Source organism: Paenibacillus faecalis (assembly GCF_900289175.1).
Taxonomy (GTDB): Bacteria; Bacillota; Bacilli; order Paenibacillales; family Paenibacillaceae; genus Paenibacillus_AQ; species Paenibacillus_AQ faecalis.
Map to the genome: position 1 here is coordinate 4,705,815 of NZ_LT985747.1, position 17,742 is coordinate 4,723,556.

The 17,742-nt window shown below is 44.2% G+C and carries 19 protein-coding genes; 5 read left to right on the plus strand and 14 right to left on the minus strand.

The window, feature by feature from the left end; translation table 11 throughout:
* Window positions 1-150: 150 nt before the first annotated feature.
* From C8268_RS22005 to C8268_RS22060, 12 genes are all read right to left on the minus strand, one after another.
* The gene (locus C8268_RS22005; protein ID WP_106769665.1) at window positions 151-1,179 is read right to left on the minus strand and encodes an NAD(P)H-dependent amine dehydrogenase family protein; all 1,029 of its coding nucleotides are present in this window, start codon (window positions 1,177-1,179) and stop codon (window positions 151-153) included.
* A gap of 103 nt (window positions 1,180-1,282) precedes the next feature.
* Window positions 1,283-2,116, minus strand: a complete 834-nt coding sequence (locus C8268_RS22010; RefSeq protein WP_106769666.1) for a MerR family transcriptional regulator — start codon at window positions 2,114-2,116, stop codon at window positions 1,283-1,285.
* 195 nt (window positions 2,117-2,311) lie between these two features.
* Window positions 2,312-3,247, minus strand: coding sequence for a nucleoside hydrolase (locus C8268_RS22015; protein ID WP_106769667.1), 936 nt, complete (start codon window positions 3,245-3,247; stop codon window positions 2,312-2,314).
* Window positions 3,248-3,270: 23 nt separating this feature from the next.
* On the minus strand, window positions 3,271-4,218 hold the full coding sequence (locus tag C8268_RS22020; RefSeq protein WP_106769668.1) for a nucleoside hydrolase: 948 nt from the start codon (window positions 4,216-4,218) through the stop codon (window positions 3,271-3,273).
* Window positions 4,219-4,222: 4 nt separating this feature from the next.
* A complete protein-coding gene (locus tag C8268_RS22025; protein ID WP_106769669.1) occupies window positions 4,223-5,041 on the minus strand; it encodes an energy-coupling factor ABC transporter ATP-binding protein in 819 nt (272 codons plus the stop codon).
* The gene (locus C8268_RS22030) at window positions 5,038-5,898 is read right to left on the minus strand and encodes an energy-coupling factor ABC transporter ATP-binding protein (protein ID WP_106769670.1); all 861 of its coding nucleotides are present in this window, start codon (window positions 5,896-5,898) and stop codon (window positions 5,038-5,040) included. The genes C8268_RS22025 and C8268_RS22030 overlap by 4 nt, the downstream gene beginning before the upstream one ends.
* A complete protein-coding gene (locus C8268_RS22035; RefSeq protein ID WP_106769671.1) occupies window positions 5,895-6,644 on the minus strand; it encodes an energy-coupling factor transporter transmembrane component T in 750 nt (249 codons plus the stop codon). Before C8268_RS22035 ends, C8268_RS22030 begins: the two co-directional genes overlap by 4 nt.
* A 33-nt stretch (window positions 6,645-6,677) precedes the next feature.
* Window positions 6,678-7,280, minus strand: coding sequence for an ECF transporter S component (locus C8268_RS22040; protein WP_106769672.1), 603 nt, complete (start codon window positions 7,278-7,280; stop codon window positions 6,678-6,680).
* 23 nt (window positions 7,281-7,303) lie between these two features.
* Window positions 7,304-8,035: a purine-nucleoside phosphorylase gene (gene deoD / locus C8268_RS22045; RefSeq protein ID WP_106769673.1), complete on the minus strand. Its 732-nt coding sequence runs from the start codon at window positions 8,033-8,035 to the stop codon at window positions 7,304-7,306.
* A 139-nt stretch (window positions 8,036-8,174) separates the two neighbouring features.
* Window positions 8,175-9,620, minus strand: coding sequence for an AcpB/EbpR/MafR family transcriptional regulator (locus tag C8268_RS22050; RefSeq protein WP_106769674.1), 1,446 nt, complete (start codon window positions 9,618-9,620; stop codon window positions 8,175-8,177).
* Window positions 9,621-9,890: 270 nt separating this feature from the next.
* Window positions 9,891-10,667, minus strand: a complete 777-nt coding sequence (locus C8268_RS22055) for an SDR family NAD(P)-dependent oxidoreductase (protein WP_106769675.1) — start codon at window positions 10,665-10,667, stop codon at window positions 9,891-9,893.
* Window positions 10,668-10,689: 22 nt separating this feature from the next.
* Window positions 10,690-11,436, minus strand: coding sequence for an SDR family NAD(P)-dependent oxidoreductase (locus tag C8268_RS22060; protein WP_106769676.1), 747 nt, complete (start codon window positions 11,434-11,436; stop codon window positions 10,690-10,692).
* A 260-nt stretch (window positions 11,437-11,696) separates the two neighbouring features.
* Here C8268_RS22060 and C8268_RS22065 point away from each other — a divergent pair, with 260 nt between their 5' ends.
* Window positions 11,697-12,611 (plus strand): LysR family transcriptional regulator, encoded by a 915-nt coding sequence (locus C8268_RS22065; protein ID WP_106769677.1) that lies wholly within the window; start codon window positions 11,697-11,699, stop codon window positions 12,609-12,611.
* A gap of 59 nt (window positions 12,612-12,670) precedes the next feature.
* Here the strand turns inward: C8268_RS22065 and C8268_RS22070 are convergent, their stop codons facing one another.
* Window positions 12,671-13,357, minus strand: a complete 687-nt coding sequence (locus C8268_RS22070) for a zf-HC2 domain-containing protein (protein WP_106769678.1) — start codon at window positions 13,355-13,357, stop codon at window positions 12,671-12,673.
* A complete protein-coding gene (locus C8268_RS22075; protein WP_106769679.1) occupies window positions 13,354-13,839 on the minus strand; it encodes an RNA polymerase sigma factor in 486 nt (161 codons plus the stop codon). Before C8268_RS22075 ends, C8268_RS22070 begins: the two co-directional genes overlap by 4 nt.
* 198 nt (window positions 13,840-14,037) lie before the next feature.
* Between C8268_RS22075 and C8268_RS22080 the strand changes: the two genes are divergently transcribed.
* The 4 genes from C8268_RS22080 to C8268_RS22095 all read left to right on the plus strand — a co-directional run bounded on the left by C8268_RS22080 (window position 14,038) and on the right by C8268_RS22095 (window position 17,465).
* Window positions 14,038-14,265 (plus strand): FeoA family protein, encoded by a 228-nt coding sequence (locus C8268_RS22080; RefSeq protein ID WP_106769680.1) that lies wholly within the window; start codon window positions 14,038-14,040, stop codon window positions 14,263-14,265.
* Window positions 14,262-16,280 carry a ferrous iron transport protein B gene (feoB, locus tag C8268_RS22085; protein WP_106769681.1) on the plus strand — a complete coding sequence of 673 codons (2,019 nt, stop codon included), beginning with the start codon at window positions 14,262-14,264 and terminating at the stop codon, window positions 16,278-16,280. Before C8268_RS22080 ends, feoB begins: the two co-directional genes overlap by 4 nt.
* A gap of 32 nt (window positions 16,281-16,312) precedes the next feature.
* Window positions 16,313-16,477 carry a FeoB-associated Cys-rich membrane protein gene (locus C8268_RS22090; protein ID WP_106769682.1) on the plus strand — a complete coding sequence of 55 codons (165 nt, stop codon included), beginning with the start codon at window positions 16,313-16,315 and terminating at the stop codon, window positions 16,475-16,477.
* Window positions 16,478-16,808: 331 nt separating this feature from the next.
* Window positions 16,809-17,465, plus strand: a complete 657-nt coding sequence (locus C8268_RS22095; protein WP_106769683.1) for a hydrolase — start codon at window positions 16,809-16,811, stop codon at window positions 17,463-17,465.
* Window positions 17,466-17,742: the final 277 nt, after the last annotated feature.

The window sequence follows — 17,742 nt, forward strand, 5'->3', positions numbered from 1 at the left end:
TTCTACATTCTACAGGTTAACAGATCATACTGATATTACTATTATGAACCAAGTGGAATGCGATTGCCAAACAAATGAGTAGGTCCAATCAAATCATTCTTTAGGAAATACAAAAGGCGACAGCTGTACTCTTGTCGCCTTTTCTTTATTTTATTTTACGTAATAATGAAGAGGGTATGTCCGGTATTGTGCCGGGGCCATCTTTTCAGAAGTGTAGAAACCCGCTGGAGCCTCAAGCAATTGAGGGATGCGGTTAACGGTCGTTGCGCATGTAAGCTCTACCGTTGCAGGGCAAGCGATGTTCACCTCTGTTTTTGGCTCTCCCTTAATGACCCAATCGTTGTGGTCCACTTCGTCTTCAGCATAAACTTTACCGATACACTCCGTCACAATGACCGGGCCTTGATGGGTGACGGTGGTAACTACGGCTGACATACCTGTGGCATCGCCGGCAGGGATCGTTTTTCCAAGTGTAGTGGAATAAAGATCTTTATCATGCGTCATGGGAATCAGCTTTTGATCCATGGATTTAATGGTCCACCCGAACTGGGAGCATAGCCATTCATTAGCGTTCCTCATAAAGGACGGAAGATCGTTGTTGCTGGCTATTTTCTCTTCGAACTCTTGCAGGGTCAAGCCGGCTCCGTGAACTTCCGCAAGCGCAATGCCGTACTCTTCCACGTTGTAGCTGGACATGCCTTCAATACGTGTAATTTCATGGGTCGCACCCGCCAGTACCGTAATCAGATTGCCCCAGAACACATCTTGATACCCCGAACCGCTCAAGGTGCAGTTGTTGTCTTTGGCAAGCCGATCCAGCCGGTTCGTGAGCGCTGGGGAGGTTGTCCAAGGATAGAACGCCTCTTCACATGTGCTAATGGCATTTACGCCGTAACGAGCTGCCAATTCAAATGCGTCATACGTATCAGTCATTAAGCTGGTTGTGGAAATTACGCACACTTGCGCGTCACATTCTTTAAATACTTGCTCAGCGTCGGAGCGGACAGGAATATTAAACTTCACGTCCAAGCCTGCCACTTCACCGATATCTTTGCCGACGATGTCCGGATTCATATCGATCGCACCTACGATTTCGGCACCTTTTTCATACAGGTATCGAAGAAACACTTTTCCCATTTTACCGCAGCCGTATTGAATGACTCTAATTCTTTCTTTCACAATGAACAACCTCCCACATTGTTATTATTTTCACAAAGTATGATGGAAATATCATGTCAGGAGCTCCTATGTCTTGATCTTAAACTCTATAGCTGCTATAGAGTCAACCTTTTCTAACCGGAACTTGTAATTTCATAAACATATTTCGTTCATCATGATGAAATACAGGAAGTTCCACAACGACTTCACATATGTAATCCCCGATTATTTCATAGCCGTGTTTCTTCACATAGTCGAATAGTTTACCGGCATACTCCCGTTCATGAAAGAAGCTGCTGCAGTATATGCATAGATAATCGTGCTCAGGAATGATCTCCACACCGGACTGTTTTTCAAAATCAGGATCTACGAATAGAAACACTTCTGTTGATACAAAATCGCCTTGTTCCAGTGTACGCTGCCGGATAATGGAGCCGACATTGCAAAAATAAGCCATCGGTAAATGGTTCACGATCGCCTGGGTCCGCAGTTCGCGCAGTATGTATTCATACGTTTCAAGCGTGTTCTCATAAATATTAACCTTGCTGTCGTAGCAGTAGATTTTGCGGGACGGAATATGTTGCAGTACAATATGCCCGTCATCCGGAGCACTCATATAAGTCTCGTAATTTTTGATGCTGACTTGGACGGCTTTTTTCATCTGATCGAGTTCTTTCATTTTGCAGTCAATGAGAACCGCTTGCTGTCTCAGCATTTCAGGGATGGATTCTACGTTTTCGTGATCAAACCATGTTTTGATATTGTCGAGGGACATGCCTAAGTACTTCATATAGTTGATCATATCCAGCCTGGCACATTGCTTGATTCCATAATAACGGTAGCCCGTTCTATGATCTACGCATTCCGGCTTTAATAGACCGAGCTTGTCATAGTAGCGCAGCGTTTGTACAGAGGTGTGATTCAATTCAGCCATGCGGCCGATCGATAGTTTATCCATTATGTTTGTGACCTCTCAATCCTATCTTTGTTGTGGATATAACCCTAGTATACCGTAAGGATAGATACGATAATTAGGCCGAATTCATGGAATCGCATGAGATGAGCATAAAAAATGGGAGACGGATGAAGGGGGCAGGTGCCTTAAAAAATAAAAAGGGCAGGCGCAATCTAGCGCTCACCCTTCATATGCGGATTATTCCATAATCGTTCGGTGAAAATGTTCCTGAAATCGCTTCGCCTCGACCCCAACACAGACATTAACGTTTGGCGGAGCTGTGCATCTTTCCCGCAAATCAGCCACCGTTCTTCCGTAAGAATGAACACCTTCTAGATCAACTTGAAGGACCATGGGTTGAATCTCTACCAGGCTTGGATCGATCGCGACTGCTACCGCCAGTGGGTCATGCAGAGCACAGCCTTCACGATCCGGATATAATTTCTTGTATCCGTTGATGTAATATTCAGTAACGTCAGCCAGAAATGTCGCTAATGGGGTATCCTGCTCCCTCCAGCGGCGAACGTCTTCTGAGTTAAGTTCGGTTTGCATCGTTACATCAAGCCCTACGAGCGTAATGGGTGCTCCGGATTGAAATACAAATTGGGCCGCCTCCGGGTCGGAATATATATTGGCTTCTGCATGCATTTGACGGTTACCCGCTACTTTGACGGCTCCGCCCATGATAATGATTTGATGCACCAGTGAAGTTATTTCGGGTGCTTGCATGATGGCTGTTGCCAGGTTTGTCAGCGGCCCGACGCAAATCAGTGTCAGTTGATTCGGATATCGTTTAATTTGTTCTACGATAAACGCGCCAGCAGGTGTTGAAACAGGCTTGCTGGCAGGTTCTGAAGCAGACCACAAGCCGAGCCCAACCTCTCCATGTATTTCGGATGGATATGATTTGAATAAAGGATGAAACAAGGGAGCGGCTTCCCCTTTTGCCACAGGAATATCCGCTGCATCAAGCTGTTCCAATACATGGAGTGTGTTCTGTGTTGCATTGTCTACAGATACATTGCCGAAGGTGGTTGTAATCCCGATGACTTCCAATGCTGAAGAGCGCACGGCATAAGCGATTGCTAAAGCATCATCAATTCCCGTATCTACATCTAATAATACGCGCTGCATATGGTTTCTCCTTTCCCCGGGCGTTATGACAAGACCGTATGAATATAGTGCTGGAGGAAGTCTTCCGCGCGTACTTGCATACACACCGAAGCATTGCTTCGCAGCTGCGGCCTTCTGAAATCGACTAAGGTCGCCCCCGAGGATAGAGGCCCCTTGGTTTCAATGTGCACGTAATAATCTTCTGTCTGGACCAGGCTGGCATCTTCCACGACAGCTAATGCCAGTGGATCATGCATTAGTCGATATTTGCCCTCATTTAACCGATCGCTTGCTTCAAAGCTGAACGTAAAGATATGATCCATAAATGCTTTTAACTCCGCCTGTTCATCGGTGATGCCCGTCATGAGCTGGTGAAAATGAGTCTCGCTGAACTTTGCCTTGCCGGTTACATCAAGGCCTACCATCGTAATCGGAATACCTGATTCGAATACGCGGTGCGCCGCTTCGGGATCGCCATGAATATTGGCTTCGGCTACAGGCGTTGTATTGCCGGGCACTTTGATGGCTCCGCCCATCAATACGAGCTTTGTCTTTTGGGCAATCGACGGGTCCTTCGCAAGTGCAATCGCCAAGTTTGTCAGCCTGCCTGTGAAGACCAGGGTCAGGTCATTTACCCGTTCATTGACGACTCGAACAATGAAGTCTGCCGCACTCTCATCGATTGGTAATCGGCTCGTTGCAGGCAGTTCATATCCAGCCAGTCCATTTATGCCATGAATGGCGGTCACCGCTTCTCTTCTCGGACGGAATAACGGGTAATCTGCCCCCATGGCGACTGGAATTTTATAATAGGGCTGGGCTAAATCGAGCACCTTCAGCGTGTTTTCCGTCGCTTGCTTTACATCCACATTGCCGAATACCGTTGTCATACCTTCAATGTGAAGTTTTTTTGACTTTACGGCGAAGATGATCGCCAGGGCATCATCCACACCGGTATCTACGTCCATCAGTATACGCTGCACTTGCTCCATCTTCTCACTCCTCTTTGAACACTCGCGCTTCAAGCTCGTCCACAAGCTCCGGTACGGATAAAATTTTATGCCCTATGCCAAGGGAGTTGCTGAGCCGGCTAATATGCGGCTGTTTCAGCATCGCTTCATCCAGTACGGGAAGGTTCCAGAAGATGTTCCGTTTATGATCGTCAGCTTTCACCTGACGGTTCGCCATCACGATAACCCGTTCGAAGTTATTCACGACAAATTCCATATCATGCGTAATCGTAATGATGGTTTTGCCTTCCTGGCTCAGCACGTTAATCATGTTGGACAGCCGCTCCATCGCAGGGAGGTCCTGACCGGCTGTCGGCTCATCCAGAATGATAACACTGGAATCCATGGCGATTACGGATGCGATCGTGACGAACTTGCGCATGGAATAGGGCAGGTTATACGGATTATCCTTCAGGAAAGGGACGACGCCTGCAAGCTCTGCCGCCTTCATGACGTTGGCTTTGACTTGATCTTCCGGCAGACCAAGCTTGCGCGGCCCGAATTCGATCTCGCTATATACATTATCGTGGAAAATTTGGTCGTCCGGGTTTTGGAACACATAACCGACTTTCTTTGAGATTTGCGCGGTTGTGTAATCTCTCGTATTCCAGCCGTCTACGATCACATTTCCTTCAGATGGCTTCAATAAGCCATTCATCATCTTTACGGTTGTCGTCTTTCCGGCACCGTTCTGACCGACAATGGCTACCGATTCTCCTTGTTTAAACGACATGTTGACCTTCTCGACTGCTTTATAGCCGTTAGGATAGGCAAAAGAGACGTCGGTTAAAGTGAGAAAACTCATGCTTTACCCTCCTTTTCCAACCATGTCTTCACGAAGGCAAGGGCTTCCTGCTCCGTTACGGGTATACCGCCAAGATCAAGGTTCCGCTTGCGCATTTCCAGCCCGAACATGGAATATTGGGGCAGGGAGCAACCCAGTTCGATTGCTCGCTCATCCGTCAGAATTTGCTTTGTTTCGCCTTGCATCACTACTTCTCCGTCCTTCATCAAGATGATGTGGTCGGCATATTCAGCGATCAGCTCTATTTTGTGTTCGACCAGAATGATCGTCTTTCCTTTGTTCTTCATCATTTCAATAATCTTGAATACTTCTTCGGTCCCTTTCGGGTCGAGCTGTGAGGTAGGTTCGTCAATGACCAGCACATCCGGTTCCATTACGATAATGGATGCAAGGGCTACCCGCTGTTTTTGTCCGCCCGAAAGCTCAAACGGATTTTTATCTCGTAAATAATCAATTTCCAGCATCTGAATGACATTGTTGACTTTCTCTTTAATCCGCTCGATATCCATCCCCAGATTTTCAAGGCCAAAGGCGATTTCCTCAAACACGTTATCCTTCACGCCGCTGATCTGCGTAAACGGATTTTGGAACACATAGCCGATTTTCTGCGAAAGTTCACCCATTTCCCACTCACGAATGTCTTTGCCTTCGATCAATACTTCTCCGCGCAAATCCCCTTTGTAGAAGTGAGGAATAAAGCCGCGTATCACATTGCACAGCGTTGTTTTTCCGCCTCCGTTGGCTCCGACGAGCGCATACAGCTTTCCTTTTTCAATCGTTACATTTACGTTCTTTAGAGCGTCGGACTCGCTGATCGGATACTGATACGACAAGTTTCTAATCGTTATACTACTCATAATGTCACTCTCCAGATGATCAAGATAACAAGTAGTACAATTAGCAGCACTTGTACACGCCGGTCATTTTTTGTTTTTTCCAGCTTGTATATGCTTGTTTTCTTAACGTTCGCGGAAAAAGCTCTGGATTCCAAAGTTAACACCCGTTCTTCTGTACTTGCAATGGAACCAAGAATGAGCGGGCTAAGGGTTGGCAAGAAAGCTTTCATACGAACGAGCAGTTTCCCTTCCGTTTCAACCCCTCTGGTTTTCTGTGCATCCATAATGATGTGGGTCAGCTTTTTCATCTCCGGTATTAGCTGAAGTGTCGATAGGATGACATAGGTTACTTTGGATGGTAACCCGACTTGCTCCAGTGCATTGACCAGGTCCTTTACTTTGGTGATCCGGAAGAACAGAATAAATGCTGAGGCGACTGCAACGATTTTGGATGTTAAGAACAGGGCGAATTCAAGTCCTTCGCGTTTAATGGAGAAAATGCTCCAGCTCCACAAAATATCTGTGCCAGGGTAGAAAAAGCTCTGCAGGATAAAGATAAATACAACGATCATGAGCAGAGCTTTAATCGCCAGGTTTGAAAATTCCTTGAAGGAGCCGGCGAAGAACGCCAGCACCATACATATTGGAAGAATGGAATAGCTGAACCAATATCCTGGTACAATAAATGCAGCCAAACATAAAGTTAACGTAATCATAAACTTCGTCGTAGGATATAGTCGGTTCAATATGGTCCGTTCGTTACTCACAAGCTCTCCCTCCTTTAAAGCGCATGGAATAGTTTAAGCTTTCTTTTTGATGAAGTTTGCGCCATAATTCAGCTTGGACAAGTATCTTGGGGACATCTTCATGACGATGCCGAACGCTATGATGTTACTTAAAATTTTGTCGAAACTTTCAACTAATATTTTGGTAGAAAACACAGCTGTCCAAATTTGTTGACCCGAAGCTAGGAATGTAGCTACAACAGCATCGGAGGAGTTACCTGTGGCTCCACCGAACATGATGACCTGAATCGGGGATGCGACAATCAATACGGTAAACATGACGATTAATGATGATATAATAACTTTCCAAATATTTGTGTACATTCCCTTCATGGCCAGGAAACCAACGACCAAACCGACAGCCATCTGAACCGGTGTAAAGGCGAATGAGACCGGGTTGGTAATACCAACAACGAGGTTGGTGCTTGCTCCTGTTACCATACCTACCCAAGGACCACCAATCATTGCGGTTAGAATCGTTCCAATCGTGTTCAAGAAGATCGGCAGCTTCAACAGCATAACAATCTGGGCTCCGACAAAATTGATAGCGATTCCAATGGGTATTAACAAAATGGCAAGCAAGGAAAAATCATATTTGAGACCTCTTTTGTTAGCCACGATTTATTCCCCCTAAAGTATAGTTACTGATGATCATTGTCCGAGACAGCGCCGTCTAAAATTGTGTTTAATGCGATCTCCACCATATCGTTAAATGATTGTTCACTATCTTGATGGGAAGAGCGTTCATTGGTTAAAAGATGGCTGCCAACGGTTAGAATCGATAACGCTTTAACGCCATATTTAGCAGCGAGTGTGTACAGCGCGGCGCTCTCCATCTCGACGCCCAGTACACCGAACTCCATGAACTTGTGCAGTCGGTCTAACGTTTCCCGATAAAACTCATCCGAGTTATAAATATTTCCGACAAACACGTTGACTTTTTTATCTTGAGCCAATTGATGGGCTTTGCTTAACATTCCATAATCCGCTGTAGGTGCATAGTTGCAGCCGTAAAATATTTTTTCCATCAAATTGCTATCGGAAGATACAGCCTGTGCCAACACGATGTCACGAACTTTAAGTTCTGGCTGCATTGCACCGCAGGTACCGATTCGAATTAGCTTTTTGACCCCGTAATCCTGTATCAGCTCTGTGGCATAAATGCTCATAGTCGGGTTGCCCATACCCGTGCCTTGTACAGAGACGGGCACTCCTTTATACATTCCTGTAAAACCGTACATTCCTCTCACTTCGTTGTAACAATACACCTCCTCCAAAAAGTGTTCTGCTACAAACTTGGCCCGAAGCGGGTCCCCCGGAAGTAAAACATGCTCAGCGATTTCTCCCTTTTTCGCTCCTAAGTGAATGCTCATATGCTCCTCCTCCAGCTCTCTGACTTTAAGAAAGCGCTTTATTCTCTATCTGACTTCATCATAATAAGAATAAGAGGAACAACCAAGACCAAATAGTTACGGAGCGTAACGGAAAAATTCAACCATGAGCGTACCTTCGCTACATGAGTTCCTTGCGGATATTGTCCAAATCCCGCTTCGTTGGAATCGTAGAAATGATCACGATCGGTACGGTTTTCAACTCAACAGGGAAGTTGCTGATGACAAAGTCAATACCATGCTGCTGCATCTGCTCATCGGTCAATTCTTCGAGAATGGAAGTGTTGATCGTAAGCTCGTCCCCGATGTCTTGCTTGATCAGTTTGGCAACATAATGCCGAATGGAAAATTCCTCACCAATTAAAAGAAATGCCTTCTTGCTCTTATAGCGCAAACTGGAACTGACCAGCAATGTCAATTTGGTTAAGTGGTATTCGTTATACATTATTTCGGGATAAATCTGCCCCAATCGGTTCATACAAGCCCAGATGCCTTGATACATCGGCTGGCATTCTCTTTTGACATATTCGGTTAGGCTGCTTGTTGAGATATATACAAAATCCGGAATGGCATTTTCCACAAGCATTTTCTCAAAAAATTCGCTGATCTCCCAGATGAGTCGATCTGTTGCATCAATAGCTGGGTAAGCCTCTAGTGCAAACATTAAAAAATGATTCACCATCTGATATTTTTCCTCTGTGAGACGGGTTAGCTTTTCCTTTTCTATGGATAACATCGCTGCCTTTTTGGCCTCATCATAATAGTTGTATTGATTGTGGCTGAACAACGCTTGAAAGAATCGTATCTCATCCTGGGGCAAGTGAACGGAAAAATGCTGCTCAAGCGCCTCCGCCAATTTGATCATGGATATGTGAAACATATTGTTCTTCCAATCATATTTTCCATAAGGAACGGTAACGTATTTCTTCATCTGCGTTCGCGTGATGATAATGGCTGCCCAAAAAGACAGTCCTCTCTTGGAATTGAGAAAATAAACGATATCCTTATCCGCTTCTACATCCGTAATCAATTGATGGATTATGGAATCGTCTATATTGGGAAACGGCCATCCGGAAAACTCGTAAGCATCATAATATAGTCTCCAGTAAAAATAGCGAATGTTGACTTCTTTCCCTTTAAGATCAGGGGCAGCATATGTAAGGCGCAGATTATAATGTTTTAATCCAGAGTTATTTAGGCGGATAATAAACTTCTTGAGGGATGATGAGCTCATGAACAGTTTATCTGCCAGTTCCTCCAATGAATAGCGGCCGCCTTCAGCGAACAATAAATCAAACAATTGAAAGAACGTTTTCTGTCTGAACATAGCGGAGATGACTTCGCCGATCGCTATATTTCGTCTCTCATATTGAAGCAGTACGCCTTTTCCGCGTGATATTTCAATCTTTATAGACGGGGGTAATTCTTTTTTAGTCTCATCGATCAGTTTACGGATGGTTTTATCTGAAACACCGATCTGCTCTTCAATTTCAGCCAAAGTGAACCAGCGATCCTCTGAATCCAGCATCGTCAGCAGCTGACTTGCCAACATAAACTCCTTCTCCATGCCACTTGCTCCCTTCCCATATATAACGTTAGCTGTGAATGCTCACAGGCGGTTATGACTCCGTGCTTTTACTGCTGATAACCAATAGTTTATCCATAATGTGTTCTATAAACTATAGCTTTGTCATCTTTTACGGGGGTACCGCCGCGTGAGTTTATGGGATGGGGGATTAGAATCCTTGAACCTGAAGATTGAATTTATCATAAAAAAATCACCAACATCTTAAGATATTGGTGATTTTTGAATTTTTCTACTGCAAAGAGGAGTCTATTAAATAAGTATCCGGCCGCCATCGATGACAATACCCTGACCCACGATATGGCTAGATAAGTCTGATGCCAAATAGATCATCGTCTGTACAATATCTATTGGTTCAGCGTATCTTCCGTTAGGAGCTGATGCTACACTCTTCTGTTTTACATTCTCGGCAGCTCCCGGAGCGAGTCCTTCCGAGATCGAGTTGAACATCCGGGTGTTCACGAAACCCGGACATACAGCGTTTACGCGAACACCATGTGGAGCGGATTCAACGGCTGCTGTTTTCGTTAATCCGAGCACCGCATGCTTGCTTGCACCGTAAGCGGAAAGATTGGGAGTGGCTTGCAATGCTGCAAGCGAGGCGGTATTTACAATCGTTCCGCTATTCTGTGCCGTCATGATCGGCAGTACATGTTTTAGGCCTAAAAAGACGCCGCGCACGTTAATATTCATCACTTTGTCGAAGCTTTCTACCGGGTAATCGACTAGAGACTTCATCATACCTTCCCATCCGGCGTTGTTCAGGAATACGTCAACTGTACCGTATGCATCTACCGTTTCCTTGACGTAGTTCTTTACATCGTCTTCGCTGGATACATCAGCCTTAATGAACATAGCTTCTCCGCCGTTATTTCTAATCGTCTCGACCGTTTGTGTTCCGAGATCGGGGTTTAAATCAACAACAGATACTTTAGCTCCCAGTTTGGCGAGTTCTATAGAAGCTAATTGGCCGATACCGCCGCCGCCACCCGTAACGATTGCCACTTTATTTGAAAAATCGAACTTCATTTTTATACCTCCAGTTTGTTTATTATTGGGCTGTATAACCACCGTCTACGAGAAGGTTAGAAGCTACGACGAAGGAAGAATCATCACTAGCCAGGAACAGCATGGCATTGGCAATTTCCTCCGGACGACCAAGACGACCCAGCGGATGAAGGGCGACAAGTTGAGCTTTCTTGGCCTCATCTGCGTTGTTTAAAATCGGCGTATCGACAAAACCAGGACATACTGCATTAATACGAATGCCTTCTTTGGCATAGGTCACGCCGAGTGAGCGGGTGAGATTGGCAACGCCGGCTTTTGCCGCATTGTATGACGCTGTATACGGCATTCCAACATGCCCCATGATGGAGGCAGTATTGACGATTGTACCTCCGCCGCCTTGCTTCTGCATTTGCGTGATCGCATATTTATTGCAGAGGAATACACCGGTCAGGTTGATATCGATCATTTGCTGCCAGCTCTCCAGGCTGTATTCAGCTATAGGCGTACTTGGATGCCCGATCCCCGCATTGGCGATCATGATGTCAAGTCTGCCGAAATGACGAGCCGTTTCTTCGACAACATGCTGTACCTCCGCTTCATTGGATACGTTCGTCTTCACAAAAATGGCTTCTCCGCCCAAGCTGATTAATTCTTCTACAGTTGCTTCCGATTGATCGGAAAGATCAGCAATGACGACCTTGGCACCGTGCTTAACGAACAGCTCAGCGGTTGCTTTCCCGATTCCTGTAGCTCCGCCCGTAATAATTGCGATTTTTTCGGATAACTTCATTCTAATTAAACTCCTTATAGTTTATTTTTATCTGCATTGATTAACGCGATATCGCCAGAACTGTTAGCGCTTACCTACACAAATGATACGTACTCATCAAATTCGGGGCAGTCAATGAATTACGCATTTTTTATTTTATTTAGTTTGAATATTTCCATGGAATGATTCTATTGTACAACAAGTCTTAATTTTAATATAATTAATAATAATTATTGAAATATTAAAAAAATTAATATAAAGCGAAAGAGGATGAGTTTGATATGAATCTCGATCAGCTCTATTACATTATCGAAGTAGCCAAAACCAAATCTCTCTCTACGGCAGCTAACAACTTGCATATTACACAGTCAGCTGTCAGTCAATCGATTGCCAACCTGGAGTTTGAACTGGGCCTTCAGTTATTCGTTCGTTCACGGGCAGGAGCTGTCCCTACGAAAGAGGGTCTGGAGATCATCAAAAAGGCGGCAGATGTCGTTGCCATGCTGCAGGATATGAAGGACGGAGCTTTAAAGCTATCGGAAATGATGCACGCGGAGTTGCGGATCTCTGCAATACCTGGAGTGATGAGTACCTTGATAAAAACGGTATCCAGTTTTAAACGAGAGTACCCGAGTATTACATTTCAAATTAATGAAAGGGGCTCCGAAAAAGTGCTTGATGAGATACGGCATAATCAGGTTGATATTGGACTGATTGGTATGAGTCAAGATTCCGAGCCTATTGGACCAGGGATGATATTTGAACCGATTTGGGAAGGGAAGATGGTAGTTGCGGTAGGAAAGAGCTCTTCACTAGCTTCCAGAAAGAGGGTAACCCCGGAGGAAATGAGAAATTATTTATTTGCACTTTATGACGAGACGTATGTTCATGATTTCGTTCACTATTTTAATGAAATGCATGGTCCGTTGGACTTGTTTTTCATAAGTAATAATCCGTTTGCACTGACTACAGCATTAAAGGAAAACCTGGCAGCAACCATTGGGTATGATTTCTCTTTCATAAATAGCCCAAGTATTTTGAACGGTGATTTCGTCACCCTTGAGATGGACGGTGTGAAGCAAAAACCGATTGAATTAGGGTGGGCGCGTGCGGATACGAATAAAGTTTCTCAATTGTCACAAATGTTTATTCAGCGGTTTTTGCACTATTTTAACACAAATCAATTGACGAGTTAATCAAGTAAGCGACGGTTTGAAACAAGAACAGGCTCAAAGTATGGAGCCTGTTCTTTATCTTAATTATTATATTCCGCTTCAACTTCTTCGCTGGCCGGAGGCAGCTGCATTCCTTTTTCCCAGATCAGAATGCGATCTTCAGGAGTGCCCCAATATATGGCCTGTATCTCTTTGTTACGACTGGCACTCTGTTGTTTGACATCGAAGTTATAATTTCCAATAAGGAAAATCCCTAATTTTTGTTGATGTTTAGATTTAACAACTGGACGAAGTGGAGTCATGTAAAAATTTCCGTCGTCAGTAAGCGTATACTTGACTCGGTTTAAATCGTATCCGTCGGTTTGTGCTGCTTGAAAATAAATATTTCCATCCTTTCGTTGGCTGACATCCGTGATCTCAAAGACATCGGTAGGTGCGCTTATAAAGTTCCACTTGAATAAACCGACATACCCCAAGATTAAAATACCACAAATCGAAGTAGCTATAATCAATCCTTTCGCAAAAGCGATGAGCTTGGAACGGTTCCAGCGTTTGGCGATTTGCTGCAGCTCCATACCTTCCCGTTTATACTGCTCAACGCCTTCTGTCGGCAAGGCTATGTCTATGCTCATCTTTTGCAACAAATCGCGGCATGCCTCACACTCCGCAATGTGCTCATCTACTATAGCTCTGGTCGCTTCACTGCATACATTGTCATAATACAGCGGCAGCACATCTTTAATGACATCACATGAGATTCGATTCATAGCTCATCCTCCCTGTAAAGGTTTTGTACTTTTTGTTTGGCTCGGTGAAAAGTGACTCTGGCCCAGCTTTCGGTTTTGCCAAAAATTTGACTAATCTGATAAAAAGAGAGTTCGCCAAATACCCGGAGCATAAAAATCTCTTTATATGGCTCTTGCAGCTCGTGTACCAATTTGTGAATGCGGAAGGCTTCTGTCTTATTGATCACTTGTTTTTCTATGTCCTGATCACTGGCCTGGTCATAACTATGATGGGGTGTATAACGCTTCTGTTTATCGAGATAAGAAAAGTATGTATTTTTAGCAATTTGGCACAGCCAAACACTTAATTTACTAGAGCCATTAAACGAATGAATGCTTTTCAACGCCTTAAAAAATGTTTCTTGCGTGATCTCCTCCGCAATATGTTCATCTCTACTTAATGACAGTACGAACAGATATACCTCATGAAAATATTTATCGTATATATGCTGCAGGTCAGTCACTAGTTCACCTCCTTGTATATAAGACCTGTAAATAGGTGTTTCGTTACAATCAATGGTCGAAATATTTAGGAATCTTCTACGGAACGGTCAAAACTCATTATTTATATGTAATTATTATAATATAAAGTTGTTGCCATACGAGAATAGTTGTTCTATAATCCAAAGTAATTGATAACTATTCTCAATGGAGTGTTTAAAGTGAAGCTAACTGACACGAATATCAACACACTGGTTACGGTTGTACAGCTGGGATGCAGAAATCCGTTGGTCTCAAGACGGCTTTGTGATCTTGGCATTGTGGAGGGCTGCCAGATTTGCATTAAACAACGGCTGCCTTTTGGCGGACCTATTACATTGGAGGCGAACGGACAGAAGGTTGCTATACGCCGTAAAGAAGCTCATCAGATTGAAGTGGAAGCTGTATGAGAGAGATCGTTTTAGCAGGTAACCCGAACACTGGCAAAAGCTCATTGTTTAACGTTTTGACAGGTTCCTATGAATATGTGGGCAATTGGGCCGGGGTTACGGTTGAAAAGAAGGTCGGACAGCTGAAAGAAGGAAAAGGTCAGCTTATCGATCTTCCGGGTCTATACTCGCTTAATCCTTTGTCACATGATGAGGAGGTAGCTTCCCGTTTTTTATTGAATGATTCTTTGGATTGTATTCTAAACGTCGTGGATGCTTCCCAGATAGAAAGAAATCTAAACCTGACCATGCAGCTGCTGGAATATGGCAAGCCTGTTGTTATTGCACTGAATATGATGGATGTGGCGAAGCAGCGGGGGATGGAGATCGATGTAAAACGATTGTCCGAGCTGCTGGATGTATCTGTTATTCCTGTAGTAGCTCGTAGCGGAAAAGGTTGCGATGTATTGCTTCGTACGATTACAGAGGATACAGACAATTCGTTCGGAAACATATGTGAAAAAAATCACTACATTTCTTACGGGGAGGTCCTGGAGAAGGCGTTCGCTGAGCTGACTGCCAAGCTGCCGGAGCAAATCTGCTCCCCGCGCTGGATGGCTGTCCAGTTCCTGGAGGGCAATCCAGTTGTGCGTGCTGTGCTGGAGGACGTGATCGATGCCGAGTGGCTGGCACAATTTTATCATTCCACAGAGCAGTCTGTTAGGGAAACTTATGGTGTATCACAACTTTCCCATTATATTCGCAACAAGAGGAGCGAGTATATCAAAGAAATTGTTGCACAATGTCTGACGCGGACAAAGGAAGGGCGCAGCACGCTGACGGAGCGGATTGACCGGGTTGTTACGAACAAGTATCTAGGTATTCCGATATTTCTGCTGTTTATGTATGTGGCGTTTAAGCTGACTTTTGAATGGCTGGGCGTTCCCTTATCCGACATGGTGGACGGATTTATTAATGGTCCGCTAAAGAATATTACCGAGCAGCTGTTGAATAGTGTTGGGGCTACATCTTTTATTAAGTCAATGATATTTGACGGAGTTTTTGCTGGCGTTGGCGGAGTGCTAGTATTTGTACCTCAGATTCTCATTTTATTTTTAATCATTTCCTTTATTGAGGATTCCGGCTATATGGCCCGGATTGCATCGGTGATGGATCGGCTGATGGAAGCGGTCAGTTTGAACGGTAAAGCGTTCATTCCGATGATCATCGGTTTTGGCTGCAACGTACCGGGTATTATGGCTGCCCGAACCATTGAACAGCCGAAGGAAAGATTATTGACGATTATTTTGTCGCCGCTGATGTCTTGCTCGGCAAGGCTGTCGGTGTACAGCCTGTTTGTCGGTATCTTTTTCAAATCGAATCAAGCTTTGATTGTTTTGTCTCTATATGTAATGGGGATTGTTTTAGCGCTGCTGCTCGCGAAACTGTTCTCTTCCACCATACTAAAGCAGCAGGAATCCATGTTTGTTGTAGAGCTGCCGCCGTATCGAATTCCGCAATGGAAGACGCTCGTTCGCAGTACTTGGGATAAAGGAAAAGGCTTTATTCGGAAAGCGGGAACGTTTATTTTCGGTGGATCAGTTATGATCTGGCTGTTAAGTTATATGGGTCCTGGGGGATTTGATGTTCCGATGAACGAAAGCTTTTTGGCTATGATCGGAAAAGGGGTTGGATACCTGCTGACACCGCTCGGTTTTGGTACATGGCAAGCTGGTGCATCTTTAATCACAGGTTTCTTCGCTAAGGAAGTTGTCGTATCCACCATGAGCATTATTTATGCCGCTCCGGATACGCAGGCTTTGCAGGACTTGCTCGCCGGACAGTTTACGGCGCTACAGGCGTATGCCTTTATGGCATTTATTCTGCTGTATGTACCTTGTCTTGCTACAGTCGGGGTTATTCGCAAAGAGACGATGTCCGCGCGCTGGACCTGGTTTTCGGTCCTTTATTCTCTGGTCATTGCGTACAGTATTTCTCTGGCGATTGTTACAATCGGAAGGGCTTTTGGCTTTTAAGTAAAAGCTGATCAAGAAAGGAAGTGACCGTCATGCTGGCAAGCATTTTGATCGGTGCTCTGATCTTCGGTTATACCGGATGGACACTGTTCTCTTATGTGAAAAAGACGAAAAAAGGGAAATGCGCTGGCTGTTCTTTATCCAAAACATGTACATCCTCATGTGATATAGCACCCACTTCATCTACAACAGAATAAAACGAACTATAGCTCGTTCATGATATGCGCCAGGAGTAATCTGCTTTTTCGGAGGTAGGTTATTTCTGGTGCTATTTGTATATTAAAACAAAATAGGTGTTGACATACAGCTTGATGTAGTATATCTTAATATTAAGATAATAATCACTCAAATGAAAGGTGATGTTGCCTATTCGCACTATATTCCATAAAGAAAGTGATGAATAACAACGTAAATTTGTTTTTCATTTGAAGGAGGAAGTTAGTTCAAGGATTAAACAACAAGTTATAGCTCAACATGAAATGGGTATTAATAAGTGAATATTTTTTAAAAAATAAGGAGGTCTTTGTTATGACAAACCAACAGCAAAACGTATTTATTGATCCAAATGATGCACTTTTATTATTGATTGACCACCAAAGCGGGCTGTTCCAAACCGTACAGGATATGGACGTGACAGCGCTGCGCCGAAATGCGATCGCTCTTGCGAAAATGGCAAAGCTGGTTAACATCCCTGCTATTACCACCGATTCTGTTCCAACAGGTCCGAATGGCCCGTTGATTCCGGAAATCCAGGAGATTTTGCCAGATATCGTATATGTACCTCGTAACGGGGAAATCAATGCTTGGGACAATCCAAACTTTGTTAAAGCCATCGAAGAAACCGGCAAGAAAACATTGATCATTGCGGGTACACTGACTAGCGTGTGCATGGCATTCCCGACATTATCCGCACTTGCTGCCGGCTATAAAGTGTATACGGTCGTTGATGCATCTGGAAACTGGAGTAAAATGGCTACAGATATTACGCTTGCTCGCGTTGTGCAAGCAGGAGCTATTCCGACTGATACCCTGGCACTCATCTCTGAAATTCAGGGAACATGGAACCGCCCAGATGCTGAGGAATTTGCCAAGATTTTTTCAGAAATTATGCCACATTACGGTCTTCTCATTGAAAGCTTCCAAAAAGCATACAGCGAAGGTCAAGCATCTAAAGACAGTAAGTAAGTCAACATATCCGTATGCAACAAGCCCCGATCATTTCGGGGCTTGTTTTTGTTGATTAAATGAATCCTTTTTCCTAGTTTATTTTTTCACAATATTTTTATTATGTATTTTTAAAATACCGGGGGTATTTTACGGGTTAGATATGTTAAGATTTAGCAAAATCAAACTTCCTTTGCTTGGATGATAGGGTGTCTGGTTTCGCTGGTCCAGCCAACATAGATGCATGGTTGTTAAACAGAACGTGTTCCTTTTTGAGGCGGCCTAATTGATGGGAGGT

Excerpts from the sequence above, each read along its gene's own strand:
- C8268_RS22010 (WP_106769666.1), bottom strand. The coding sequence starts at position 2,116 with ATGGATAAACTATCGATCGGCCGCATGGCTGAATTGAATCACACCTCT.
- C8268_RS22015 (WP_106769667.1), bottom strand. The coding sequence starts at position 3,247 with ATGCAGCGCGTATTATTAGATGTAGATACGGGAATTGATGATGCTTTA.
- C8268_RS22020 (WP_106769668.1), bottom strand. The coding sequence starts at position 4,218 with ATGGAGCAAGTGCAGCGTATACTGATGGACGTAGATACCGGTGTGGAT.
- C8268_RS22025 (WP_106769669.1), bottom strand. The coding sequence starts at position 5,041 with ATGAGTTTTCTCACTTTAACCGACGTCTCTTTTGCCTATCCTAACGGC.
- C8268_RS22030 (WP_106769670.1), bottom strand. The coding sequence starts at position 5,898 with ATGAGTAGTATAACGATTAGAAACTTGTCGTATCAGTATCCGATCAGC.
- deoD (WP_106769673.1), bottom strand. The coding sequence starts at position 8,035 with ATGAGCATTCACTTAGGAGCGAAAAAGGGAGAAATCGCTGAGCATGTT.
- C8268_RS22050 (WP_106769674.1), bottom strand. The coding sequence starts at position 9,620 with ATGGAGAAGGAGTTTATGTTGGCAAGTCAGCTGCTGACGATGCTGGAT.
- C8268_RS22055 (WP_106769675.1), bottom strand. The coding sequence starts at position 10,667 with ATGAAGTTCGATTTTTCAAATAAAGTGGCAATCGTTACGGGTGGCGGC.
- C8268_RS22060 (WP_106769676.1), bottom strand. The coding sequence starts at position 11,436 with ATGAAGTTATCCGAAAAAATCGCAATTATTACGGGCGGAGCTACAGGA.
- C8268_RS22065 (WP_106769677.1), top strand. The coding sequence starts at position 11,697 with ATGAATCTCGATCAGCTCTATTACATTATCGAAGTAGCCAAAACCAAA.
- C8268_RS22070 (WP_106769678.1), bottom strand. The coding sequence starts at position 13,357 with ATGAATCGAATCTCATGTGATGTCATTAAAGATGTGCTGCCGCTGTAT.
- feoB (WP_106769681.1), top strand. The coding sequence starts at position 14,262 with ATGAGAGAGATCGTTTTAGCAGGTAACCCGAACACTGGCAAAAGCTCA.
- C8268_RS22090 (WP_106769682.1), top strand. The coding sequence starts at position 16,313 with ATGCTGGCAAGCATTTTGATCGGTGCTCTGATCTTCGGTTATACCGGA.
- C8268_RS22095 (WP_106769683.1), top strand. The coding sequence starts at position 16,809 with ATGACAAACCAACAGCAAAACGTATTTATTGATCCAAATGATGCACTT.